General features: G+C 52.4%; 20 protein-coding genes and 1 CRISPR repeat array. Of the genes, 5 read left to right on the top strand and 15 right to left on the bottom strand.

Going from position 1 to position 25,758, the window contains the following annotated elements; genetic code table 11:
- Positions 1 to 232: 232 nt before the first annotated feature.
- From ihfB to F0Q32_RS00595, 7 genes are all read right to left on the bottom strand, one after another.
- The gene (gene ihfB / locus F0Q32_RS00625) at positions 233 to 517 is read right to left on the bottom strand and encodes an integration host factor subunit beta (RefSeq protein ID WP_015965094.1); all 285 of its coding nucleotides are present in this window, start codon (positions 515 to 517) and stop codon (positions 233 to 235) included.
- Between the two features lie 153 nt (positions 518 to 670).
- Complete coding sequence (rpsA, locus tag F0Q32_RS00620) at positions 671 to 2,344, bottom strand: 30S ribosomal protein S1 (protein ID WP_015965095.1); 1,674 nt, start codon at positions 2,342 to 2,344, stop codon at positions 671 to 673.
- A 114-nt stretch (positions 2,345 to 2,458) separates the two neighbouring features.
- On the bottom strand, positions 2,459 to 3,142 hold the full coding sequence (gene cmk / locus F0Q32_RS00615) for a (d)CMP kinase (RefSeq protein WP_149461509.1): 684 nt from the start codon (positions 3,140 to 3,142) through the stop codon (positions 2,459 to 2,461).
- A 174-nt stretch (positions 3,143 to 3,316) separates the two neighbouring features.
- A complete protein-coding gene (locus F0Q32_RS00610; RefSeq protein ID WP_149461508.1) occupies positions 3,317 to 4,084 on the bottom strand; it encodes a M48 family metallopeptidase in 768 nt (255 codons plus the stop codon).
- A gap of 142 nt (positions 4,085 to 4,226) precedes the next feature.
- Positions 4,227 to 5,510, bottom strand: a complete 1,284-nt coding sequence (gene aroA, locus F0Q32_RS00605) for a 3-phosphoshikimate 1-carboxyvinyltransferase (RefSeq protein ID WP_149461507.1) — start codon at positions 5,508 to 5,510, stop codon at positions 4,227 to 4,229.
- A 67-nt stretch (positions 5,511 to 5,577) separates the two neighbouring features.
- Complete coding sequence (gene serC, locus F0Q32_RS00600) at positions 5,578 to 6,666, bottom strand: 3-phosphoserine/phosphohydroxythreonine transaminase (protein ID WP_149461506.1); 1,089 nt, start codon at positions 6,664 to 6,666, stop codon at positions 5,578 to 5,580.
- Between the two features lie 189 nt (positions 6,667 to 6,855).
- Complete coding sequence (locus tag F0Q32_RS00595) at positions 6,856 to 7,548, bottom strand: DUF421 domain-containing protein (protein ID WP_149461505.1); 693 nt, start codon at positions 7,546 to 7,548, stop codon at positions 6,856 to 6,858.
- A 125-nt stretch (positions 7,549 to 7,673) separates the two neighbouring features.
- Positions 7,674 to 8,003: direct repeats of the CRISPR family, unit length 28 nt; unit sequence TTTCTAAGCTGCCTGTCCGGCAGTGAAC.
- 279 nt (positions 8,004 to 8,282) lie between these two features.
- Here F0Q32_RS00595 and ycaO point away from each other — a divergent pair.
- The 4 genes from ycaO (at position 8,283) to pflA (ending at position 14,594) form a co-directional block, all read left to right on the top strand.
- Positions 8,283 to 10,049, top strand: coding sequence for a 30S ribosomal protein S12 methylthiotransferase accessory factor YcaO (ycaO, locus tag F0Q32_RS00590; protein WP_149461504.1), 1,767 nt, complete (start codon positions 8,283 to 8,285; stop codon positions 10,047 to 10,049).
- A 400-nt stretch (positions 10,050 to 10,449) separates the two neighbouring features.
- The gene (gene focA / locus F0Q32_RS00585; protein WP_149461503.1) at positions 10,450 to 11,307 is read left to right on the top strand and encodes a formate transporter FocA; all 858 of its coding nucleotides are present in this window, start codon (positions 10,450 to 10,452) and stop codon (positions 11,305 to 11,307) included.
- A gap of 56 nt (positions 11,308 to 11,363) precedes the next feature.
- Positions 11,364 to 13,646, top strand: a complete 2,283-nt coding sequence (pflB, locus tag F0Q32_RS00580) for a formate C-acetyltransferase (protein ID WP_149461502.1) — start codon at positions 11,364 to 11,366, stop codon at positions 13,644 to 13,646.
- Between the two features lie 207 nt (positions 13,647 to 13,853).
- Positions 13,854 to 14,594 carry a pyruvate formate lyase 1-activating protein gene (pflA, locus tag F0Q32_RS00575; RefSeq protein ID WP_149461501.1) on the top strand — a complete coding sequence of 247 codons (741 nt, stop codon included), beginning with the start codon at positions 13,854 to 13,856 and terminating at the stop codon, positions 14,592 to 14,594.
- Positions 14,595 to 14,622: 28 nt separating this feature from the next.
- Here the strand turns inward: pflA and F0Q32_RS00570 are convergent, their stop codons facing one another.
- Complete coding sequence (locus F0Q32_RS00570; RefSeq protein ID WP_370516862.1) at positions 14,623 to 15,522, bottom strand: LysR family transcriptional regulator; 900 nt, start codon at positions 15,520 to 15,522, stop codon at positions 14,623 to 14,625.
- An 88-nt stretch (positions 15,523 to 15,610) separates the two neighbouring features.
- On the opposite strand from F0Q32_RS00570, the gene F0Q32_RS00565 reads away from it, so the two are divergent.
- Positions 15,611 to 16,684, top strand: coding sequence for a linear amide C-N hydrolase (locus F0Q32_RS00565; RefSeq protein ID WP_149461500.1), 1,074 nt, complete (start codon positions 15,611 to 15,613; stop codon positions 16,682 to 16,684).
- Positions 16,685 to 16,735: 51 nt separating this feature from the next.
- Here the strand turns inward: F0Q32_RS00565 and F0Q32_RS00560 are convergent, their stop codons facing one another.
- The 7 genes from F0Q32_RS00560 to lolA form a co-directional block, all read right to left on the bottom strand.
- Entirely contained in the window at positions 16,736 to 17,884 is a 1,149-nt protein-coding gene (locus F0Q32_RS00560) for an MFS transporter (RefSeq protein ID WP_149461499.1), read from the bottom strand.
- Between the two features lie 276 nt (positions 17,885 to 18,160).
- Positions 18,161 to 19,024, bottom strand: coding sequence for a dimethyl sulfoxide reductase anchor subunit family protein (locus F0Q32_RS00555; protein ID WP_149461498.1), 864 nt, complete (start codon positions 19,022 to 19,024; stop codon positions 18,161 to 18,163).
- A 1-nt stretch (position 19,025) separates the two neighbouring features.
- Positions 19,026 to 19,643, bottom strand: a complete 618-nt coding sequence (gene dmsB, locus F0Q32_RS00550) for a dimethylsulfoxide reductase iron-sulfur subunit DmsB (RefSeq protein ID WP_015965110.1) — start codon at positions 19,641 to 19,643, stop codon at positions 19,026 to 19,028.
- Positions 19,644 to 19,653: 10 nt separating this feature from the next.
- Complete coding sequence (gene dmsA / locus F0Q32_RS00545) at positions 19,654 to 22,098, bottom strand: dimethylsulfoxide reductase subunit A (protein WP_149461497.1); 2,445 nt, start codon at positions 22,096 to 22,098, stop codon at positions 19,654 to 19,656.
- 200 nt (positions 22,099 to 22,298) lie between these two features.
- Positions 22,299 to 23,591: a serine--tRNA ligase gene (gene serS, locus F0Q32_RS00540; protein ID WP_113857371.1), complete on the bottom strand. Its 1,293-nt coding sequence runs from the start codon at positions 23,589 to 23,591 to the stop codon at positions 22,299 to 22,301.
- Positions 23,592 to 23,682: 91 nt separating this feature from the next.
- On the bottom strand, positions 23,683 to 25,026 hold the full coding sequence (gene rarA / locus F0Q32_RS00535) for a replication-associated recombination protein RarA (RefSeq protein ID WP_149461496.1): 1,344 nt from the start codon (positions 25,024 to 25,026) through the stop codon (positions 23,683 to 23,685).
- Between the two features lie 9 nt (positions 25,027 to 25,035).
- Complete coding sequence (gene lolA / locus F0Q32_RS00530; RefSeq protein WP_149461495.1) at positions 25,036 to 25,647, bottom strand: outer membrane lipoprotein chaperone LolA; 612 nt, start codon at positions 25,645 to 25,647, stop codon at positions 25,036 to 25,038.
- Positions 25,648 to 25,758 lie beyond the last annotated feature (111 nt).

The raw sequence follows: 25,758 nt of genomic DNA, 5'->3' as shown, positions 1-25,758 counted from the left end.
TCCTTGTTGTGCCGAGTGTCGCGCGGGCGTCATGCCTTGTCGTGGGGCAAAATCGGATGCGTCGAGGCGTCTTCCAGACAATGTTGAGTTTGCAGCAAACGGCAAAAGATTTTGCGAGGGGGATTCAGAAAGCGTGGGGGAGTGACGGTGATGCGGGAACGCAAGAAATGAAAAAAGCACCCGCAGGTGCTTTTTTCGCAATCAAGTTAAACCGTTAACGCACGGCACAAACTCAATCGTAAATATTGGCGCGATCGCGCAGTTCTTTACCCGGCTTAAAGTGCGGCACATATTTGCCTTCAAGTTCCACTTTATCGCCAGTCTTCGGGTTACGCCCGGTACGTGGTGCTCGATAGTGCAGGGAGAAGCTGCCGAAACCGCGGATTTCAATGCGCTCACCCTGTGCGAGGGTTGAGGCCATATGCTCCAGCATCTCTTTTACCGCATCTTCCACTGCTTTTGCAGGGATGTGAGATTGCTGGCTGGCAAGTCTTTCAATCAATTCTGACTTGGTCATAATTCCTCCGGTTTCCTTTCAAGGAAAATTAGCTAACAGCTTAAACAAGGGCGGCCGTAGCCGCCCTTTGTGCTTGATTACAGAACGAAAACCGTAATCTGTCAAGTAATCTCATGATTCTTCGGCTGATAATCAGACCGAAGAGTAAGAGAATTACTCGCCTTTAGCTGCTTTGAATGCTTCAGCCATTGCGTTGGAGAAGTTGCCGTCTTCCTGTTTGTTGTTAACAGTCGCGATTGCATCTTTCTCGTCAGCTTCGTCTTTAGCACGTACAGACAGGCTGATTGCACGGTTTTTGCGGTCAACACCGGTGAATTTAGCTTCAACGTCGTCGCCAACGCTCAGAACCAGAGTTGCATCTTCAACGCGGTCACGGGATGCTTCAGAAGCACGCAGGTAACCTTCAACGCCGTCAGCCAGTTCTACGGTTGCGCCTTTAGCGTCAACTGCAGTCACTTTACCGTTTACGATAGCGCCTTTCTTATTCAGAGCAACCCAGTTGTTGAACGGATCTTCTGCGAGCTGTTTAACGCCCAGGGAGATACGCTCACGTTCTGCGTCAACCTGCAGTACAACTGCAGCGATTTCGTCGCCTTTTTTGTATTCACGTACTGCTTCTTCGCCTGCAACGTTCCAGGAGATGTCAGACAGGTGAACCAGGCCATCGATGCCGCCGTCCAGGCCGATGAAGATACCGAAGTCAGTGATAGACTTGATTTTACCTTCAACACGGTCACCCTTGTTGTGGGTTTCCGCGAACTGCTGCCATGGGTTGTTTTTGCACTGTTTCAGGCCCAGGGAGATACGACGACGTTCTTCGTCGATATCCAGAACCATAACTTCCACTACGTCGCCAACGTTAACAACTTTGGACGGGTGGATGTTTTTGTTGGTCCAATCCATTTCGGAAACGTGAACCAGGCCTTCAACGCCTTCTTCGATTTCAACGAAGCAGCCGTAGTCGGTCAGGTTGGTTACGCGACCGGTCAGTTTAGTACCTTCCGGATAACGTTTAGCGATAGCTACCCACGGATCTTCGCCCAGCTGTTTCAGGCCCAGAGATACACGAGTACGTTCGCGGTCGAATTTCAGCACTTTAACAGTGATTTCGTCGCCAACGTTTACGATTTCGCTCGGATGCTTAACGCGTTTCCATGCCATGTCAGTGATGTGCAGCAGGCCGTCAACGCCACCCAGATCAACGAATGCACCGTAGTCAGTGAGGTTCTTAACGATACCTTTAACTTCCATGCCTTCCTGCAGGTTTTCCAGCAGCTGATCGCGTTCTGCGCTGTTTTCGGATTCGATAACGGCACGACGGGAAACAACGACGTTGTTACGTTTCTGATCAAGCTTGATTACTTTGAACTCAAGCTCTTTGCCTTCCAGGTGCAGAGTATCGCGAACCGGACGAACGTCTACCAGGGAACCCGGCAGGAACGCACGAATACCGTTCAGCTCAACAGTGAAGCCACCTTTAACTTTGCCGTTGATAACACCGGTAACAGTTTCAGCTTCTTCGTATGCTTTTTCCAGCGTGATCCAGGCTTCGTGACGCTTAGCTTTCTCACGGGACAGCAGGGTTTCACCGAAGCCGTCTTCTACTGCATCCAGAGCAACGTCAACTTCGTCACCAACCTGGATTTCCAGTTCGCCAGCTGCGTTTTTGAACTGTTCTGCCGGAATTGCAGACTCAGATTTCAGGCCCGCATCAACCAGAACGACGTCTTTGTCGATAGAGACAACAACGCCACGAACGATGGAACCCGGGCGGGTTTCGATTTCTTTTAAGGATTCTTCAAAGAGTTGAGCAAAAGATTCAGTCATGTTTAATCTTCAGGTTTCATATTTAACGTCCACCTGACTCCATGTCGGATGGGGTTGTTTAACATACCCGCTGTCACTCCATTGCAACGGGGGTACTGCAAATTCGGTCGCGTATTAGGCGATAGCCAACTTTTGGCGCGCGTATTGTAGCGCTTTTTCAATCACTTGCTCAATGCTTAAGGTGGTGGAATCCAACACTAAAGCATCAGCAGCCGGAACCAGCGGCGCCACGGCGCGGTTGCGATCGCGGTCGTCTCGTTCCTGTATCTCGGCCAAAAGGCGTTCAAAGTTAACACTAAAGCCCTTTTCCTGCAACTGTAGCATGCGGCGATTCGCACGCTCTTCCGATGAGGCGTCGAGGAAAATTTTTACTGGCGCATCAGGGAATACCACCGTACCCATATCACGGCCATCGGCGATTAAGCCCGGCGCTTCACGAAACGCGCGCTGACGGCGCAGAAGGGCTTCGCGAACGCGAGGAAAAGCCGCCACTTGTGAAGCGGCATTCGCCACTTCCTGGGTGCGGATTTCACCGCTCACGTCTTCCCCTTCCAGAATCACTTCCAGGTTGCCTTCCGTAGAGACAAAACGCACATCCAGGTGAGCGGCCAGCGGAACCAGCGCATCTTCCGACGTCACGTCGACGTGGTGATGTAACGCGGCCAGCGCCAGAACACGATAGATGGCTCCCGAGTCCAATAAATGCCACTGTAAAGCCTCAGCCATCGCTTTACACAGGGTGCCTTTACCCGCACCGCTTGGTCCATCAATTGTGATTACCGGGGCAACTGCCGTCATCTTTATCTCCTTCAACACAAGGCGTATAGAACCTAAACGCGCGCATTATACGCATGTCTACGCCTGACAGTTACCTTTGTCTGCGAATTACGGAATTAACGCCAAAAATGGTAGGAATTGTGAACACTAATTATAGCGGGCTGGCACAGGGCCAGCCCAAAAGATGACAATGTTTTACTTTTTGTCAGAGGCGATACGTTCGCGGATATGCTGCGCACGTTCGGTTGAAGGCGGGTGCGAATCAAACATTGATTTGGTGTGCCCGGAGTCCAGGCTTGCCAGTTTGTCGAAACTGCCGACCAGGCCCTGGGTGCTGATACCGCGTTTTTTCAGCAGATCGTAAGAGAAGTCATCGGCTTCAGACTCTTTATCACGCGAGTATTTCGCATTGATGGCGCCTTCTGCGATATCGCCAAGCTGAGAGCGAGAGAGCTGAGCTGCCACGCCGCTGGTTGCAGAGATGGCATCACGCGCGGCAACCACCGCATAAGACGCTTTCATTTCAGCCAGAGAGTGACCGAGCGCGACGTGACCCAGTTCATGACCGAGAACGCCTTCGATTTCGTTGTCGTTCATCATGTCCATCAGGCCGCTGTACACGCGCACACAGCCGTTAGCCATCGCCCATGCGTTCACATCGCTGGTCATGTAAACCTTATAGTTGACCGGTGTACCGTTGATGTTATTACCCAGCGCTTTGGCGATTTTCGCCAGGCGTTTGCTGTATTTGCTGGATGCGCCAGCCATCTGATTCTGGCTGTCGAGCTCTTTACAGCCCTGATTAGCCATGGCTTTGGCATCAGCATCAGTCAACGTTGCCGCTTTATAAGCTGACATACCTGAACTGATAGCCATGTTGGTGTCGATACCGTGAGTATTTTGACATCCACTGAGCAGCGTAGCGGAGACAGCCAGCGCCAGCAGAAGTTTAGTATTCTTCATGTGAATCATCCATTGATTATGTATAATTTATCTAAATATCAATATGTTACAAAAGCAATCAAGATTATCACTATGAAGAAGTCGCAGAAAGTCCGAAAAAAAACGCCGACACAAGGTCGGCGTTTTTAAATTAGGATGTTTATTAAGCCAGCGTACTAATACGCGCCAGCTGTTCGAAATAGTCCGGGAAAGTCTTCGCCGTACATTTCGGATCAAGGATAGTCACTGGCGTGTCAGACAACGCCACCAGCGAGAAGCACATCGCCATGCGGTGATCGTTGTAGGTGCCAATTTCAGCAAACTGCAATTTTGTCGGCGGCGTAACGCGAATGTAATCTTCACCCTCTTCCACTTCCGCGCCGACTTTGCGCAGCTCTGTCGCCATGGCAAACAGACGGTCAGTCTCTTTGACGCGCCAGTTATAGATGTTACGCAGTGTGGTGGTACCTTTAGCAAACAGCGCTGCGGTGGCAATCGTCATCGCCGCATCAGGAATATGGTTCATGTCCATATCAATGGCATTCAGTTCACCACGGGTACAGGCAATGTAGTCATCGCCCCAGGTAACTGTCGCCCCCATTTTTTCCAGCACATCGGCAAAGCGGATATCGCCCTGCACGCTGTTACGCCCAATCCCGGTCACCTTCACGGTTCCGCCGCGGATAGCGCCCGCTGCCAGGAAATAGGACGCTGACGAGGCATCACCTTCCACCAGATACTGGCCCGGAGACTGATACTGCTGACCGCCGCGCACGACAAAGCGCTGATAATGTTGATTTTCCACTTCAACACCAAACGTTTTCATCAGATGCAGGGTGATGTCGATATACGGTTTAGAAACCAGATCGCCTTTGATAGTAATGGTGGTGTCATTCGGTGCCAGCGGCGCGGTCATCAGCAGTGCTGTCAGGAACTGGCTGGAGACGGTACCGTCAACCTCAACGTTGCCGCCGCTAAAGCCGCCCTGCAAACGCAGCGGTGGATAATTATCCTGCTCAAGATAGGTAATTTGCGCCCCGCCCTGACGCAGCGCGTCAACCAGGTGGCCAATCGGACGCTCTTTCATGCGCGGTTCGCCGGTCAGCACGATATCGTTGTGACCCAGACAAAGCGCAGCCGCCAGAGGACGCATCGCCGTCCCGGCATTCCCGAGGAATAATTCCAGTGATTCATTGGCCTGCAACGGACCTGCATTACCCGTGACTTCACAACGGGTGCGATCGGCAGACAAGGTGTATTGAATTCCCAGCGCACTCAGTGCATTCAGCATGTGGCGAACATCGTCGCTGTCCAGCAGGTTAGTCAGGACAGTGGTGCCGCGTGCCAAAGCCGCCAGCAGCAAGGCGCGGTTAGAGACACTCTTTGAACCAGGCAGGTTAATAGTGCCATCAACACGCGCAATGGGTTGTAACGTCAGGGATTCCATGAAACTCAACTCTCAAAATCGACAATAAAAACCCCCGCCGACTATTGCAGGGGATGAAAACGAAAAATTAACCGTGGCGACGTTCGAAATCTTGCATGAAATCGGTCAGTGCCTGAACGCCTGCCAGCGGCATTGCGTTATAGATTGACGCACGCATCCCGCCCACAACGCGGTGACCTTTCAGCGAATGGAGACCCGCCGCAAAGGACTCTTCAAGGAAGACTTTATCCAGTGCGCTATCGGCCAACTGGAACGGAATGTTCATGCGAGAACGGTTCGACACCGCAACGTCGTTACGATAGAAATCACTGTTGTCGATGACGCCATACAGCAGTTCAGCTTTCTGCTGGTTGATGCGATCCATCGCCGCCACGCCGCCCTGCTCTTTCAGCCATTTGAAGACCAGGCCCGCCAGATACCAGGCGAAGGTCGGTGGCGTGTTGAACATGGAATCATTCTCGTTCAGAACGGAGTAATCCAGAATCGACGGGCAAGCGGTATTGGCTTTGCCGAGCAGATCTTCACGCACAATCACCAGCGTCAGGCCTGCCGGACCGATATTTTTCTGTGCACCCGCATAAATTACACCAAAACGGCTGACATCAATCGGGCGGGAAAGGATGGTAGAGGAGAAGTCAGCGGCAACGACCACGTCTTTACCGAAATTCGGGGTTTCATCGATAGCGATGCCATCAATGGTTTCATTCGGGCAATAGTGCAGATACGCAGCATTGTCAGAAAGCTGCCATTCGCTCATCGGCTTCACGGCACGCTTGCCGTCAACGGTGATTTTGGCGTCAATCACGTTCGGCGTGCAGTATTTCTTCGCTTCTTTTACTGCGCTGGCTGCCCAGTAACCCGCGTCAACATAGTCTGCGGTGGTTTTATCACCCAGAATGTTCAGCGGCACGCCAGCGAACTGGCCGCGACCGCCGCCGTGGCAAAACAACACTTTATAGTTGGAAGGGATGTTGAGCAGGTCACGAAAATCCTTTTCTGCTTCTTCCGCCACGTGGATAAACTCTTTCCCACGGTGGCTGACTTCCATTACTGATGTACCCAATCCGTTCCAGTCGCGTAATTCGTTTTGCGCCTGTTTAAGGACATCTGCCGGTAGCATTGCCGGACCCGAACTGAAATTAAAGACCTGAGCCATTTCCCCTCACCACGTTGCAATGTTGTCTACCCGGGTGTTTTCACCCGGATATAAGTTATTCCTGTGGATATCGGTTTTATCATTCAGTGACACGCGCCGCAATGGGTAATACGGAGTGGTCATAAAATGCGTCATACGTCACACAACAGAATCTTCCGCATTGACGAGTGAAAATGGAGAAATCCGCTATCAGGTGATGCGTTTTGCGGTGCTGGCCTTCGACCATTCTGGATTTGCGCAGCGGGGACATAATTGATGCTCCCCGGCATTAAAGTGAAAAATTGCGCTGCAACGGACACAGGCGTAATCCGCTGCCTCGGGAATCGTCGTAAAGCGCGACGTGCAGCTCGCCGGGAGAATCACCAAACCGGCTTTTACGTCATCATCAGGATAGTAGTAGAGGCTAATCTGCCCATTGGTTTCCATTATGGCTAACCGTACCTGCCCGAGATGCTCAACGCCGCCCAGCCGCAGTTCCATAAAAAACTCAAACTCGGTCATGTTCTCAGATTGCAAACGTTCCCACGCCAGCTCGCCCTCTTCCACGATAATGACCGGTTTCCCCTCCAGCAAATCTTCCAGTTTTTCGCTACGCGACATCAGCCACATCACCAGCCGATAAAGGGCAGCCAGCGTGATAAACACCACCAGCACTGGCAGCATCGGCACATCGTCATAAAATGCCACATCGCCAGCGGCGGAGCCCAGCGTCAGGATGATGAGCACTTCAAACAGCGACATCTGCCGCACGCCGCGCCGACCGGTGATTTTCAGGAACAGAAAAACCAATATAAAGGTGTAGAGCGAACGCAGCGCCACTTCGCCAAGGAAGTCCAGCGGGACTTTATCCAGCGCCATACGGTGTAGATCGAACGATTTCATTTTATTACCTGAATGGGGAGTTGCGATAAGGATAGACCAGGCGGGGAGATACTGTGGGGATGGGGGTTGTCAGTTGTTTTGGCAGAAGTGAGCGATGTCAATACAGTGCAGGAAGACCAGGACTGTTTCTAAGCTGCCTGTCCGGCAGTGAACCTTGGCATTCTGCGGAATGGTTTTTTTCTGTCGTTTCTAAGCTGCCTGTCCGGCAGTGAACGCTCCCGGACGTAATATTCAAACACCCGACACTTTCTAAGCTGCCTGTCCGGCAGTGAACATCCTGATAAAACATACGCAGGGGCAGATCGCTTTCTAAGCTGCCTGTCCGGCAGTGAACTTTTCGGCATAATCGCTACTCCAGCGACAGACTTTCTAAGCTGCCTGTCCGGCAGTGAACTAACGTGACGACGCACGCAACGGCGCTGCACTCTTTCTAAGCTGCCTGTCCGGCAGTGAACTCAACCCTTTCCATTCTATCCAACTGTTTTGCTGGATAAAAACACTAATACCGCCCATTGCACCCTATTTTTCTCACCCCATAATCCCTGACTAAAAATCAATAGCTTACGAGGGACCACAAAAAAAGGGTTCCGCCGCTACCTACACTACTTCGCTTCTCCGCCCACCTTCTAAAGTCTCAATGGCCCCTTATTAAACCTCCGATTCAATGAATATGGCGTCATTCATCCAAACCCCGTATCATTGCGCGCTTTCCGTACGATAAAAATGAGACCGTCATGACGCAAACCTATATCCCCGGCAAAGATGCCGCACTGGAAGATTCCATCGCTCGCTTCCAGAAAAAACTGCTCGACCTGGGCTTTGACATCGAAGAGGCCTCCTGGCTGAATCCGGTGCCAAATGTTTGGTCAGTACATATCCGCGACAAGGCGTGCTCGCTGTGCTTTACCAACGGGAAAGGCGCAACCAAAAAAGCCGCGCTGGCGTCTGCGTTAGGGGAATATTTCGAGCGCTTGTCAACCAACTACTTCTTCGCCGATTTCTGGCTGGGCGAGAAAATCGCTAACGGTCCATTTGTGCATTATCCGAATGAAAAATGGTTCCCTATTCCGGAAGATGACGAACTGCCGGAAGGCCTGCTTGATGCGCGACTGCGTGCGTTCTACGATCCTGACGATCAACTGACTGGCAGCCTGATGGTCGATCTGCAATCGGGCAATACCGATCGCGGTGTTTGCGGCCTGCCGTTTACTCGCCAGTCTGACGGTGAAACCATTTATATCCCGATGAATATCGTCGGCAACCTGTACGTTTCTAACGGTATGTCTGCGGGCAACACCGCTAACGAAGCGCGCGTGCAGGGCTTGTCGGAAGTCTTTGAGCGTCACATTAAAAACCGCATTATCGCCGAGAGCATCAGCTTGCCGGAAATCCCGAAAGAGGTGATGGCGCGCTATCCTGGTGTCGTAGCATCTATTGAAAAACTGGAAGCGGAAGGGTTCCCTATCTTCGCTTACGACGGCTCTTTAGGGGGCAAATACCCGGTTATCTGCGTCGTGCTGTTCAACCCGGCAAACGGCACCTGCTTTGCCTCCTTCGGCGCACACCCGGACTTTGGCGTCGCGCTGGAACGTACCGTTACGGAACTGCTTCAGGGCCGTGGTCTGAAAGATCTGGACGTGTTCACGCCGCCAACCTTTGATGATGAAGAAGTCGCCGAGCATGCCAACCTGGAAACTCACTTTATCGATTCCAGCGGTTTGATCTCCTGGGATCTCTTTAAGCAGGATGCCGACTATCCGTTTGTGGACTGGAACTTCTCCGGCACCACTGAAGAAGAGTTCGCTACCCTTATGGCGATCTTCAACGCGGAAGATAAAGAAGTGTATATCGCGGATTACGAGCATTTAGGCGTGTACGCCTGCCGTATTCTGGTGCCGGGAATGTCGGATATCTATCCTGCGGAAGATCTGTGGCTGGCAAACAATAATATGGGTAGCCACCTGCGTGAAACGATTCTGACCCTGCCAAATAGTCAGTGGGAAAAAGAAGAGTACCTGAATCTGATAGAGCAGCTTGATGAAGAAGGTCTGGACGACTTCACCCGCGTGCGTGAACTGCTTGGCCTGGCAACGGGCAAAGACAATGGTTGGTATACGCTGCGTGTCGGTGAATTGAAAGCGATGCTTGCACTGGCCGGTGGCGATCTGGATCAGGCGCTGATCTGGACCGAATGGACAATGGAATTCAACGCATCCATCTTTAGCGCTGAGCGGGCGAATTATTATCGCTGCCTGCAAACCTTATTACTGCTGTCTCAGGAAGAAGAACGTCAGCCGCTGCAATACCTGAACGCGTTTATTCGTATGTACGGTGCTGAAGCCGTTGAAGCCGCCAGCGCTGCGCTGAGCGGAGAAGCGCCGTTCTATGGTTTGCAGGCCGTTGACAACGATCTGGTGGCCTTCCCGGCGCACCAGTCGCTCCTGGCGGCCTACGAAAAATTGCAGTGTGCAAAAGCTGCGTTTTGGTCAAAGCAGGGCTAAAAAGACCGGAGAATAAGTAGGTTTAAAGATTACTCTACGCTATATTGTGGGGCCGTTTAACGGCCCTTTTTTTATTTCTAAAATGCCGTAAATTAATTTGTGATAATTACGTTACGCACAAGTAAACACTATTATTGGTAGCTTACCAATAATGTTAATTTAAATGATCATTACTCCATTTTAATTAACTGGCAAAACGGGAGGGGGACGAAATAAATCAACTGATATTGCAAACTTTAAAATTTATTTTTATTTTGATAATCAAAAAGTTATGCCGCTTTCGATGAAAAACCATTCGATTTGCGGGCCTATAAGCCAGGCGAGATATGATCTACATCAAATTCTCATCTATAATGCTTTGTTAGTATCTCGTCGCCGACTTAATAAAGAGAGAGTTAGTGTGAAAGCTGACAACCCTTTTGATCTACTTGTTCCTGCCGCGATGGCCAAAGTTGCCGAAGAAGCAGGTGTCTATAAAGCAACGAAGCATCCGCTGAAAACCTTTTATCTGGCGATTACTGCGGGCGTGTTCATCTCGATTGCTTTTGTTTTCTACATTACTGCCACCACAGGAACCGCGGGCATGCCTTTTGGCGTCGCGAAACTGATTGGGGGTATCTGCTTCTCACTGGGCTTGATTCTCTGCGTCATTTGCGGGGCCGACCTCTTCACCTCCACGGTACTGATCGTAGTGGCGAAAGCCAGCGGTCGCATCACATGGGGTCAACTGGCGAAAAACTGGTTGAACGTCTATGTTGGTAACCTGGTAGGATGTCTGCTCTTTGTTCTGCTGATGTGGCTTTCCGGCGAGTATATGACCGCCAACGGTGGCTGGGGCCTGAACGTCCTGCAAACCGCTGACCACAAACTGCACCACACATTTATCGAAGCCGTAGCACTCGGCATCCTGGCTAACCTGATGGTTTGCCTGGCCGTCTGGATGAGCTACTCTGGCCGCAGCCTGACAGATAAAGCCATGATTATGGTTCTTCCGGTTGCCATGTTCGTCGCCAGCGGCTTTGAGCACAGTATTGCAAACATGTTTATGATCCCAATGGGGATTGTGATTCGCAACTTTGCAAGCCCGGAGTTCTGGACCGCAGTTGGTTCAACCCCGGATAGTTTTTCTCACCTGACTATCATGAACTTCATCACTGATAACCTCATTCCGGTGACTATCGGGAATATCATTGGCGGAGGCCTGTTAGTTGGGCTGACATACTGGGTCATTTACCTGCGTGAAGGCGACCATCACTAAAGTGAGCGTTGTGTCAGGCAGTAAATAAAAAATCCACATAAGAAGGTAGGTGTTACATGTCCGAGCTTAATGAAAAGTTAGCCACAGCCTGGGAAGGTTTTACTAAAGGTGACTGGCAGAATGAAGTCAACTTACGTGACTTCATCCAGAAAAACTACACTCCATACGAGGGTGACGAGTCCTTCCTGGCAGGTGCTACTAAAGCAACTACCGAGCTGTGGGACAAAGTAATGGAAGGTGTTAAACAGGAAAACCGCACTCACGCGCCTGTTGACTTCGACACCGCTGTTGCTTCTACCATCACCTCCCACGACGCGGGCTACATCAACAAGTCGCTGGAAAAAATCGTTGGTCTGCAGACTGAAGCTCCGCTGAAACGCGCGCTGATTCCGTTTGGCGGCATCAAAATGATCGAAGGTTCCTGCAAAGCGTACGATCGCGAACTGGACCCGATGATCAAAAAAATCTTTACCGAGTACCGTAAAACTCACAACCAGGGCGTGTTCGACGTTTATACTCCGGACATCCTGCGTTGCCGTAAATCTGGCGTCCTGACTGGTCTGCCGGATGCCTACGGTCGTGGTCGTATCATCGGTGACTACCGTCGTATCGCCGTTTACGGTATCGACTTCCTGATGAAAGACAAATTCGCTCAGTTCACTTCTCTCCAGTCTGACCTGGAAAACGGTGTGAACCTGGAAGCGACTATTCGTCTGCGTGAAGAAATCTCTGAACAGCACCGTGCGCTGGGTCAGATCAAAGAGATGGCTGCTAAATACGGCTACGACATCTCTGGTCCGGCTACTAACGCTCAGGAAGCTATCCAGTGGACTTACTTCGGCTACCTGGCTGCGGTTAAATCTCAGAACGGCGCTGCAATGTCCTTCGGTCGTACTTCCAGCTTCCTGGATATCTACATCGAACGTGACCTGAAAGCAGGCAAAATCACTGAACAAGAAGCTCAGGAAATGATTGACCACCTGGTCATGAAACTGCGTATGGTTCGCTTCCTGCGTACTCCTGAATATGATGAACTGTTCTCCGGTGACCCGATTTGGGCAACTGAATCCGTCGGTGGTATGGGCGTTGATGGCCGTACTCTGGTTACCAAAAACAGCTTCCGTTTCCTGAACACCCTGTACACCATGGGCCCGTCTCCGGAACCGAACATCACTATCCTGTGGTCTGAAAAACTGCCGCTGGCGTTCAAAAAATACGCTGCGAAAGTGTCCATCGATACCTCTTCTCTGCAGTATGAGAACGATGATCTGATGCGTCCAGACTTCAACAACGATGACTACGCTATCGCTTGCTGCGTAAGCCCGATGATCGTTGGTAAACAAATGCAGTTCTTCGGTGCGCGTGCTAACCTGGCGAAAACCATGCTGTACGCAATCAACGGCGGCGTTGATGAAAAACTGAAAATGCAGGTTGGTCCGAAATCTGAACCGATCAAAGGCGATGTGCTGAAATACGACGAAGTTATCGACCGTATGGATCACTTCATGGATTGGCTGGCTAAACAGTACGTCACCGCACTGAATGTCATCCACTACATGCATGACAAATACAGCTACGAAGCTTCTCTGATGGCGCTGCACGACCGTGACGTTATCCGTACCATGGCTTGCGGTATCGCGGGTCTGTCCGTAGCGGCTGACTCCCTGTCTGCAATCAAATATGCGAAAGTTAAACCGATTCGTGACGAAGACGGTCTGGCTATCGACTTCGAAATCGAAGGCGAATACCCGCAGTTTGGTAACAACGATGCTCGCGTCGATGACATGGCTGTTGACCTGGTAGAACGTTTCATGAAGAAAATTCAGAAACTGACTACTTATCGTAACGCTATCCCGACTCAGTCTGTTCTGACCATCACTTCTAACGTTGTGTATGGTAAGAAAACCGGTAACACCCCAGACGGTCGTCGCGCAGGCGCTCCGTTCGGACCAGGTGCTAACCCAATGCACGGCCGTGACCAGAAAGGTGCTGTTGCCTCTCTGACCTCCGTTGCAAAACTGCCGTTTGCTTACGCTAAAGATGGTATCTCTTACACCTTCTCTATCGTTCCGAACGCACTGGGTAAAGACGACGACGTTCGTAAAACCAACCTGGCAGGCCTGATGGATGGTTACTTCCACCACGAAGCGTCTATCGAAGGTGGTCAGCATCTGAACGTTAACGTTATGAACCGCGAAATGCTGCTCGACGCGATGGAAAACCCGGAAAAATATCCGCAGCTGACCATCCGCGTATCTGGCTACGCAGTACGTTTTAACTCCCTGACTAAAGAACAGCAGCAGGACGTTATTACTCGTACCTTCACTCAGTCCATGTAATGGATTTGACTGAAATCGCGATTTAAAAAGCGTACAATAAAGGCTCCGCGTAAGTGGGGCCTTTCTTATAAGTGCCCTACTCTCTCCGAGCCTATTTTGCGGGTTAATCTCTATAATGAAATTAACGTGCAAAATAAACTCAAGACGGCCTGAAGTCATGATCGTCGCCCCTGCCGGACGCGGGGAAAAACTGGAGATAACACTGCAATGTCTGTAACTGGTCGCATTCACTCCTTTGAATCCTGTGGCACCGTTGATGGCCCAGGTATCCGTTTTATCACTTTTTTCCAGGGCTGCCTGATGCGCTGCCTCTATTGCCATAACCGTGATACGTGGGATACACACGGCGGTAAAGAGGTGACTGTTGAAGAACTGATGAAAGAGGTGGTGACCTATCGCCACTTTATGAACGCGTCCGGCGGCGGTGTGACCGCATCCGGCGGCGAAGCCATTCTTCAGGCAGAGTTCGTGCGTGACTGGTTCCGCGCCTGTAAGAAAGAAGGCATCCACACCTGCCTCGATACCAATGGTTTTGTGCGTCGCTACGATCCGGTCATCGATGAACTGCTGGAAGTCACCGATCTGGTGATGCTCGATCTCAAACAGATGAACGATGAAATTCACCAGAATCTGGTTGGCGTCTCCAACCATCGCACGCTGGAATTTGCACAGTATCTGTCGAAAAAAGAGATCAACGTCTGGATCCGCTACGTGGTGGTTCCGGGCTGGTCAGACGATGACGATTCCGCGCACCGTCTGGGCGAATTTACCCGCGATATGGGCAACGTCGAGAAAATCGAACTGCTGCCGTATCATGAACTGGGTAAACATAAATGGGTGGCGATGGGCGAAGAATACAAACTGGATGGCGTCCATCCGCCGAAAAAAGAGACCATGGAACGCGTAAAAGGGATTCTGGAACAGTATGGTCATAAGGTGATGTACTAAAGCCTTTAGCGTGACTCCGCATCAGGAGTCACGCATCCTCTCTCCACGTCATATCAATCGCATCCCAAACCTGCTCCAGTTGATTAGGTTGTATCTGCCCAGGCTTCCACAGCGCAACCATCGGATGCGTTAACCCCTTATCTCCCGCCTCGGTCTCCTGACGTTCAACATTTTCCCACCCTTCTACGCCAAAATGGCGCGGTAAAAAAGCCCAGCCGTCTCCGGCGGACAACCGTTTTTGCAGCAACGTGATTTCATTAACGCGAATGATACGGTCGGCAATTTGAATACGCTGCGCCAGCGTCTGCTGCAACGTGCAGAACGGCACAAGCTGCGGGCTGGCGGCGAGGTGTAACATGGATACCGGCGAGACCGGGAAAAAGCCTTTTCGCGCCCAGACAGAGAGCGAAATTGCCCCCACCGCTCGCCACTTAAGATGATCGTTAACCGAACGATTCAGAGCCTGATATATACCGATGTCCGCCTTCCCTTCATCCAGCCAACGCTCCGCCTGTTGGCGTTCACACATCAGCAGATCCAGTGAAATATGTTGCTGCGCGAGAGTGCTTGCCAGGCTGAGTAAAAAATCACGCGGCGTGAAAGGGTCATAGCACAGCCTCAGTTGTGTCTTGAGCTGCTCGGGCAGTTGCTTAGCAACCTGCGAAAAAGCCTGCGCTTCATGTAAAAACAATCGTGCCTGCCGATACAGACGTTTGCCGGAATCGGTCAGTTCAAGCGGACGCTTCGTGCGATCAAACAGGACATAACCTAAGTCTATTTCAAGATAATCAATAAGCTGACTTACCGTCGTCCTGTCTTTCTTCAGCTTTTTCGCCGCCTGCGTCAGGGTTCCGCACTCACAAACGCAGGCAAACGCTTCAATTTGCGCCAGAGAAAAATTAATCGGCTCCATAGGTTCCTTATCCATTTACGGGGGATTTTCCCCCGCTAAGTGATTTATTGCGCTGAGCATATTAACCCTAACATAGACGGGTGAACTTAACTGAGGAAGAAAAATGAAGAATCAAAAAATCTCCGCCGTCGCTTTAGGTCTGGTACTCACTGCGGGGGTAAGCGTCAGCGCCGATGCCTGTACCCGCGCATTTATGAACATGTTTCCGGGCTATATGGTCACCGCCCGCAACCTGGATTTCTTTGGCCCTGTCGATCCATCACTGGTAATCACCCCAAAAGGCATCGCCCATAATGGCGGAGACAGCGCTAAAGCGGCGCACTGGACCACACGTTATGGAAGCGTCGTAGTTTATGCCGATGGTGTCTTTCCAATGGATGGTATGAATGAAGCCGGCCTGGCGGGGCATACGCTGTTTTATATGAATGGCTCACAGGTACAGCAGGATAATCAGGAAAAGCCAGTGCTCGAAAGCCGGGCGTGGTTAAGCTATATCCTTGATAACTATGCGACGGTCAACGATGCCGTCGAAGGAATTCGCCATAACGTGCGTCTGGCTGCGGCTAAACTGCCGGTGGATTACGCGACGGATACTAAACATATCGCGATCGAGGATAAGAGCGGCGACTCCGCCATCATTGAAATTGATAATGGCAAAGTGAAAATTTACCACGATAAAAATTACCGCGTCATGACTAACCCACCGTCTTACGATAAACAGTTAGCGAATCTCGCGCGCTTCAGCCACGCGAAACGCGACGCTATTCCAACCGGGCTTGACGCAGACCAGCGTCTGGTACGCGCCAGCTGGAACTTGCAAAATCTTCCAAAACCGGAAAACAAGAACCAGGCTCAGGGATTTGTCCTGTCAGTCATCAATAACGTGGCTTACCCAATCGGTATTCCGGCAGAAAGTAGCGAGCAAAAAGTCATAGATATGTACGCGAAATACAGTAAGAAACCGGAAAACAACAAAGGTATTGGCACATACTGGACGACGATATCTGACCTCTCGCATCAGGAATATCACTTTAAATCGACCTTTGCCGCCTCACAGGTGTGGGTGGATTTAAAACAAATCAACTTCAGTGCGGGTCAGCCGGTGAAAACCATCAGCGGTCTTAATGACTATGCGCAGAGAGGCTGGGAAGGGAATATTCTGGCGCAGGCGAAATAATCGTAACGCCCGATAATATTTGAATTATCGGGCTTTCACTTTGAGTGCGGATCAGGCATGCGCCACGGGCGTCGGATGATGCCCGGCTTTACGCAGCAGCATAAGCAAATAGACAAACGAGACGCAGGCAATCATCACGAACAACAGGTTATCGGAATAATTCTGCATCAGCATTGCCGTCAGCGTCGGGCCGAGCAGGCTACCGATGGTATAGCTCAGCAGCAGCGCCTGGTTCATCGATACCAGTTGATGATGTTCCACTTTTTCGCAGGCCCAGGCCATCGCCACCGGGTAAAGCGTAAATCCGGACGCGCCGAGAACAAATAACGCAGGTGCCATTGCTGCATTGCTCAGCATTGCAAGGCAACCAAGGATCACCACGAAGACCTGGACACGCAGGACTAACAGACGGCCATAGCGATCCGCCAGGCGGCCAACCGGCCACTGACCCACGATACCTGCACTGACCATCACCGCCATCCAGAAACCGATGCCGGAATCGCTGACACCCTGGTGGTTAAGATAGAGCGGCATCAGGCCATAAAGCGATCCCAGTACAATCCCGGAGATAATGCAGCCGTTTACGCCAAGGCGCGCCTGACGCAGCGTGAACATCGACCACACGCGGGTCGAAACATGTGTTTCATCCTGCTGATTGTTAATACGCGTAAACAGCATCGGTAAAATGGCGGCCAGTACCAGACCCGTCATCACCGGTAACACGGTCAGCAGATCGGTTGGCAGTTTGCTAACCATGATTTGACCCAGCACGGTACCGACGTAGTACACCATCATATAGGCCGCCAGCAGACGCCCACGGTTACGCGATGTGCCACTGCACATCAACGCGCTTTCCACGACCACCCAAATCATTGCGCAGCCCACGCCCGCAACAAAGCGCCAGAACATCCAGCTCCAGAACCCGACCATCACCCCTAAGCCTACGCAGCCCACGGCAAAAATCGCGGAGGCAATGTAGTAGCTACGGTTAAACCCCATACGCTTGATCAGGCGTCCGGTCAGCAGTGTTCCCACCAGGTTACCGGTGAAATAGGAGGATCCGACCATCCCGACCTGCCAGGTTGGCAAGTTTTCATGGGCGAGCCAAAGCGGGACGAGCGTATTTAATACCGCGATCGCCAGAGTCAACAAAAGTAAGCCACAGAGCAACAACTGCACCGGCCGAGTATAGGTGTTCATGGGTAAAAACCGTGAGGATGATCAGATTTCGAGCGCATCATGCCACGGCCATAATTAAAGTCAATCGCCCGTCTGACGGGGGCTGCGGGGAATATAGGGCGACGATTGATGTTTCTTATCCAACGAAGCGGAAATAAATACACGCCACCAATCATTTCATTGTTTTTATTCGTTTATTACCGGAACGTGCCGGAACGATTGGTCGAAAAATTTCATGATAAAAAGCATTAAAAAGCCAGGGCGCGATGCCCTGGCTTTTTTCATACCCGCAATAACTTAGCTGGCAATCGCCATGCCAACGGTCATATGCAGGCCATAGAAGACACCGCGACCAATCAGCTCACCCGCAATAACCAGCACCACCGCGATGCTCAGCAGCGGCAGCGCGGGTTGATACCCTCTCAACTGCGGCGCAACCCAGCACACCAGTGCCAGGGCAATCAGCACCACGCGCCAGGCCATCAACGAACCGTAATCCGGCACCAGTGCTGATGCCTGCTGAATAGAGCTGTGAATCGTCGCCAGTTCAGCGCCCTGCATCAGCGCAACCACCACGCTCACCACCAGCGCAACGATGCTAACGGCAGGCAGCAGACGCATCGCCCAACCGGTGACATCGGCCGCACGCAGCAGCAGATAGCCCAGCAGCGGGCCGCCAATGAACAGCGTCAGGAAGAAGCTCATCGGCGTCCAGACACTGTACCAGGTCGGCACGGTATCAATGCTGTTGTACACACGCACCATCATCCAGACGAATACTACGCCCAGCACTGCGGTGACAATCAGCCACAGCCCACGCAGCGCTGGCGACAGTTTTTTCATCATCGCCAGCAGCCAGCCAAGGCCGCCGACCGCAAAGAAGATTGCGCCGCTGGCAATTTCATTACTCAGCGCCGATGACCCCACGCGGTTCAGCGAGTTGAATGCGCGCATTGGGGAACCCAGGTGAAGCGTCGAGGCAATAAACGCAATACCCATCAGCACCCACAGCGCAAACATCCCGGTCACCACGCGTTGCTGTGCGTCAGGACGTAAGTCGCCCTTTAACAGCGCCAGTGCCAGTACGATAAACGCCCCCACCACACATTGACCAAAGACCGTAAAGATCATCAGCGGCCATTCATGCCATCCACTTCCCATCTCACACCTCCTTCGGATTGGCTAAGTAGCCCGTGGTGTCGCCGGTTGGGCGACTGTTGGCATTCGGCTTAATGACGATGCTCGGTTTGGTGAAATGCGCAGACGGCAGCGGCGCAACGGCGGCAAGGTTACCGTGTTTTTTGCGCAGTTCGTCAATCGGGCCGAAATCGAGCGCGCGCAGCGGACAGGATTCCACACAGATTGGCTTTTTACCGTCTGCCACGCGGTCGTGGCAGCCATCGCATTTCGTCATGTGCCCTTTCGCTGCGTTGTACTGCGGCGCACCGTACGGGCAAGCCATATGGCAGTAGCGGCAGCCGATGCAGACATCTTCATCGACGACCACAAAACCATCTTCGCGTTTGTGCATCGCGCCGCTCGGGCAAACCTTGGTACAGGCCGGATCTTCGCAGTGGTTGCACGAAATAGAGAGATAGTAAGCAAAGACATTCTGATGCCAGACGCCGTTGTCTTCCTGCCAGTCGCCGCCCGCGTATTCGTAAATACGACGGAAGCTGACGTCCGGGCCTAAATCTTTGTAGTCTTTACACGCCAGCTCGCAGGTTTTGCAGCCGGTGCAACGACTCGAATCAATATAAAAACCGTATTGGGTTGTCATCGATTACTCCTTACACCCTTTCAACCTGAACGAGATTTGTGTGTGACGGGTTGCCCTTCGCCAGCGGCGATGGACGCTGCGTCGTCAGAACGTTGATACAGCCCGCCTGATCCACACCTTTAGCATCCGGGTCATACCATGCCCCTTCGCCCAGTGCGACAACGCCTGGCATCATACGCGGCGTGACTTTCGCCTCAATATGCACTTCGCCACGGTCGTTAAAGATGCGCACACGATCGCCATTGGCGATACCGCGTTGTTTCGCATCCAGCGGGTTGATCCACATTTCCTGACGGCAGGCCGCTTTCAGCACTTCAACGTTGCCATAGGTTGAGTGGACGCGGGATTTATAGTGGAAACCGGTCAGCTGCAACGGGAATTTCTCGGTCAGCGGATCGTTATAGTTTTCAAATCCCGGCGTGTAGATTGGCAGCGGATCGATAACATCGCCTTCCGCCAGTTCCCAGGTTGCGGCAATTTTCGCCAGTTCCTGAGAGTAAATTTCGATTTTGCCCGAAGGTGTGGTCAGCGGGTTGGCCTGAGGATCTTCACGGAAGGCTTTATACGCAACGTGATGTCCTTGCGGATCGCGCTGTTTGAAGATCCCCTGCTTACGGAAGGTGTCGAAGTCCGGCAGCTCAGGAATTGCTTTGCGTGACTGTTCATACAGATGGCGCATCCACTCTTCCTGATTGCGGCCTTCAGTGAACTGCTGCTCCACACCCATCCGTTTGGCAAGTTCTGTGGTCATGTCATAGATGGTTTTGCACTCGAAGCGCGGTTTAATCGCCTGGTCAGCAAAGATGACGTACGACATGTTGCCGCAGGACGCATCCAGCGCGAAGTCCATCTGTTCAGACGCGGTGCAGTCCGGCAGGATGATATCGGCGTATTTCGCAGACGAGGTCATATGGCAGTCGATCACCACAATCAGCTCGCACTTCTTGTCATCCTGTAGGATTTCGTGGGTACGGTTGATTTCCGAGTGCTGGTTGATAATGCAGTTACCCGCATAGTTCCAGATCATTTTGATCGGCACATCGAGTTTCTCTTTCCCACGCACACCGTCGCGCAGCGCGGTCATTTCCGGACCACGTTCGATGGCATCGGTCCACATAAACATGGAGATGCTGGTCTGAATCGGGTTTTCCAGCGTCGGCATGCGCACGAACGGCAAAGAGTAAGATCCTTCACGCGCGCCGCTGTTACCACCGTGAATCCCGACGTTACCGGTCAGGATAGAGAGCATAGAGATCGCACGGGTGGCGATTTCACCGTTGGCATGACGCTGCGGTCCCCAGCCCTGAGAAATAAACGCTGGTTTAGCGGTTGCAATTTCGCGCGCCAGCTTCACAATGCGGTCCACCGGAATACCGGTGATAGCAGAAGCCCACTCCGGCGTTTTGGCCACACCGTCGTTGCCCTGGCCCAGAATATAGGCTTTATAGTGCCCATTGGCTGGCGCGCCCGCGGGCAGCGTTTTCTCGTCGTAACCGACACAGTATTTATCGAGGAACGGCTGATCGACCAGGTTCTCATTGATCATCACCCACGCCAGTGCAGAAACCAGCGCCCCGTCGGTACCCGGACGAATGGGAATCCATTCATCTTCGCGCCCGGCGCCGGTGTCGGTATAGCGCGGATCGACGATGATCATGCGCGCATTCGATTTCTGACGTGCCTGTTCAAGATAGTACGTTACCCCGCCGCCGCTCATACGCGTTTCGCCAGGGTTATTACCAAACAGCACGACCAGCTGGCTGTTTTCGATATCAGACGGGCTGTTGCCGTCGGCCCAACCGCCGTAAGTGTAGTTAAGACCTTCTGCAATCTGTGCGGACGAGTAGTCACCGTAATGGTTCAGATAACCGCCACAGCAGTTCATCAGGCGGGCAACCAGGGTGTTTCCCGGCGGCCATGAGCGCGTCATGGTGCCGCCAAGCGTACCCGTACCATAATTGAGATAGATAGATTCGTTACCGTACTCTTTGATCAGGCGCTGCATGTTGGTGGCGATGGTATCGAACGCCTCCTCCCAACTGATGCGCTCAAATTTCCCTTCGCCGCGTTTGCCTACGCGTTTCATCGGGTATTTCAGTCGATCCGGGTTGTAGACACGGCGGCGCATAGAACGCCCGCGCAGACAGGCGCGAACCTGATGTAAGCCGTCGTAGTTATCATCACCGGTGTTGTCGGTTTCGACATATTTGATCTCACCATCCACAACGTGCATGCGTAGCGGGCAACGGCTACCACAGTTTACGGTACACGCGCTCCAGGTGAGACGCTCAGCGGCAGTTGCCGGGGCTAACGCATCAGCAGCGCTTACCATACGGCTAAACGGGAGCGTGAAGGCACTGCTGGCCATCGCCAGGCCGCCAATTGCCGAGGTTTTCATCAAACCGCGACGGCTGACCTCGGCTGCCAGAATGGCATCGGGGGTCTTAATTTTCATGGATACTCACTTCGTTGCTCACATTGAAAACACCATCGCTATATAGATGTATATATAGAGAAATTTTTAATTTTTAGTTTTATATGCTGCGGGTTACTTCGAAGGGAGTATTTCTCTTTTGAATCGTTAAGGTATTGCTCAGTATCAATGATGGGCATAAAAAAAGCGCCCGCAGGCGCTTTTTACATAAGAAAGGTGAATTAACCGATATATTCGAGGCCATTCATGTACGGGCGCAGAACTTCCGGCACCTCAATACGACCATCAGCCTGCTGGTAGTTTTCCAGCACCGCTACCAGCGTACGACCTACTGCCAGGCCGGAGCCGTTCAGGGTGTGCACCAGACGGGTTTTCTTATCAGACTTGCTACGGCAACGAGCCTGCATACGGCGCGCCTGGAAATCCCAGACGTTAGAGCAGGAAGAGATCTCGCGGTAGGTATTCTGCGCCGGAACCCACACTTCCAGGTCATAGGTTTTGCAGGCACCGAAGCCCATATCCCCTGTGCACAGAATAATTTTGCGGTATGGCAGACCCAGCAGCTGCAGCACTTTCTCTGCATGACCGGTCATTTCTTCCAGCGCAGCCATAGAGTCTTCCGGGCGAACAATCTGTACCATCTCAACTTTGTCGAACTGGTGCATACGGATCAGACCACGGGTATCACGACCGTAAGAACCAGCTTCAGAGCGGAAGCACGGCGTATGCGCGGTCATTTTGATCGGCAGGTCGTCTTCGTCGATAATTTCATCGCGCACCAGGTTGGTCAGCGGCACTTCAGCCGTTGGGATCAATGCATAGTTGCTGCTGTCGGCTTCTTCTTCCAGCGGACGCGTATGGAACAGGTCACCGGCAAATTTCGGCAACTGACCCGTACCGTACAGCGTGTCCTGGTTAACCAGATACGGCACATAGTTCTCGCTATAGCCATGCTGTTCAGTGTGCAGATCCAGCATGAACTGAGACAGTGCGCGGTGCATGCGCGCGATCTGGCCTTTCATCACCACAAAGCGGGAACCGGTCAGTTTCACTGCCGCAGCGAAATCGAGGCCGCTGTGCATTTCGCCCAGCGTTACATGGTCGCGGACTTCGAAATCGAACTCACGCGGCGTACCCCAGCGGCTGACTTCAACGTTGTCGTTTTCGTCTTTACCGACCGGCACATCGTCGTGCGGAATGTTCGGGATAGTCAGTGCGATATCGCGGATTTCTGCCAGCAGCACATCCAGCTCAGATTTCGCGGCATCAAGCTGCTCACCGAGTTTGTTCACTTCCAGGCGTAATGGCTCGATATCTTCCCCGCGCGCTTTCGCCTGGCCAATGGATTTCGATCGCGAGTTGCGCTCTGCCTGCAGGTTTTCGGTTTCTACCTGCAGCACTTTACGACGCTCTTCAAGAGCGCGAAGTTTATCTACATCCAGCTTAAAGCCCCGGCGTGCCAGTTTTTCTGCGACTGCGTCTGGCTCGGTACGCAGCAGATTGGGATCGAGCATGCTTATCCTGTGCTTATCGAATTAAAAAAGGGAATGCAACCGCAGCCTGCGGTTGCAAAGATACATTGCCAACATTACCGCAACGCCTGCGCTAGCGGTAGCGTTTTGTGCGGCTATTTTGATCCTGTTCAGCGAGCCAGGCGAGCTTTTCGCCAATCTTGCCTTCAAGGCCACGGTTAGTTGGACGATAATAGCGCGTTTGTGCCATTTCCTGTGGGAAGTACTCTTCACCGGCAGCATAGGCATTTGGCTCATCATGGGCATAGCGATACTCCTGCCCGTAGCCCATCTCTTTCATCAGTTTGGTCGGCGCATTTCGCAGGTGAACCGGCACGTCGTAGTCCGGGCGTTCACGCGCATCGGCCATTGCGGCTTTGAAAGCGGTATAAACGGCATTACTTTTTGGCGCACAGGCGAGATACACAATCGCCTGGGCAATTGCCCGTTCACCTTCCGCCGGGCCAACGCGGGTGAAACAATCCCATGCGGAAATGGCGACCTGCATCGCGCGCGGGTCAGCGTTGCCAACATCTTCTGAGGCAATTGCCAGGCAACGACGCGCGACGTACAGAGGGTCACCACCGGCGGAGATGATGCGTGCGTACCAGTAAAGCGCGGCATCCGGCGCGCTACCGCGCACCGATTTATGCAGCGCGGAAATCAAATCGTAGAAACGATCGCCTTTGTTATCAAAGCGCGCGCTGCGCTCACCGGCGATTTCCGTTAACAGTTCAGGTTTAAGCGTGCGCTTGCCGGAATCATCCACTTCGGCCATATCGGCCATCATTTCCAGTGTATTCAGGGCACGACGCGCATCGCCGTTCACCAGTTCGGCAATCGCCCGGCGGGTATCCTCCGGCAACACAATATCCTGTCCGCCGTAGCCGCGCGTTTTGTCTTCCATCGCCTGAGCCAGAACCTGCTCAATATCCTCAGTAGTGAGCGATTTCAGCAAATAGACGCGCGCCCTGGAGAGCAGCGCCGAGTTCAGTTCAAACGAGGGGTTTTCGGTTGTCGCGCCGATAAAAGTAATAGTGCCGTCTTCAATGTGCGGCAGAAAGGCATCCTGCTGGCTTTTATTGAAACGGTGGACTTCATCGACAAACAAAATGGTGCGACGTCCGGCATTGCGATTTTGCCGGGCGCGTTCAATGGCTTCGCGGATCTCTTTCACCCCAGACGTCACCGCAGAGATGCGTTCGACATCCGCGCTGGCGTAGCGGGCAATCACTTCCGCAAGGGTCGTTTTACCGGTGCCTGGCGGCCCCCACAGGATCATCGAGTGCAAATGCCCGGCTTCAATAGCGCGCGGCAGCGGTTTCCCGGCCGCCAGCAGATGCTGCTGGCCGATGTACTGCGCTAAATTTTCTGGCCGCATACGGGCGGCCAGAGGTTGAAAGGTATTATCTGAAAAGTCGAGCGACATGTTGCTCACGACTTACCTCTACTTACGTTGATCGTCCACCGTCACCCCGGCTGGCGGCGTAAAGGTAAACTTAGACGCATCCACCACGCCATTTTGCTGCGATTTCAGCTGATAGCTGCTGCGCTGGTCGTCCTGTTCAATGGCGCTGAACTGATGGATGGTGCCATCGCGGCCAACGTTAATGGTGAACTGCTTCAGGTTGCCGTTACTGCCTTTCGGCGTCAGCATAAAGTCATCGCCGCTCTGTTTGATGTTGTACTGCGCCCAGTCGCTGGACTGGTTACGGGCGATCAGCATAAACGGCGTATTCCCCGTTGCATCGCTCAGACGCGTGGCGGTGACCTGCTCCACAAACGGGTTGTAGAACCACAGGGTTTTACCATCAGACACCAGAATGCTTTCATCCGGCTGAGTCATGTGCCAGTTAAACAGATTCGGGCGTTTTACCCACAGATCGCCCTGACCATCCTGTACCGCATTGCCACTACCGTCAGTCACTTTCTGGGTGAAGCTCGCGTGGAAGCTGCTTACTTTATCAAGACGGCTTTTCAGGTCGCTGGCAGCATCTGCCCAGACGCTACTGACAACAAAGCTGGAAAGTAATGCACACGTGATTGCTGCCTTTTTCATCGTTAATCCTTAATCGCATCATGCTCCCGACGGGAGTCTTCTGTCGCTCACTTTAGGCCTAAGCATGGCGAGGCGACAGAAGAAAATACTGAATTTTGACTTATTTACCTG

The organism is Pseudocitrobacter sp. 73 (assembly GCF_008369545.1).
GTDB lineage: Bacteria > Pseudomonadota > Gammaproteobacteria > Enterobacterales > Enterobacteriaceae > Pseudocitrobacter > Pseudocitrobacter vendiensis.
The sequence above is the reverse complement of the archived record's forward strand: the minus strand, read 5'-3'. Positions and strand labels throughout refer to the sequence as shown.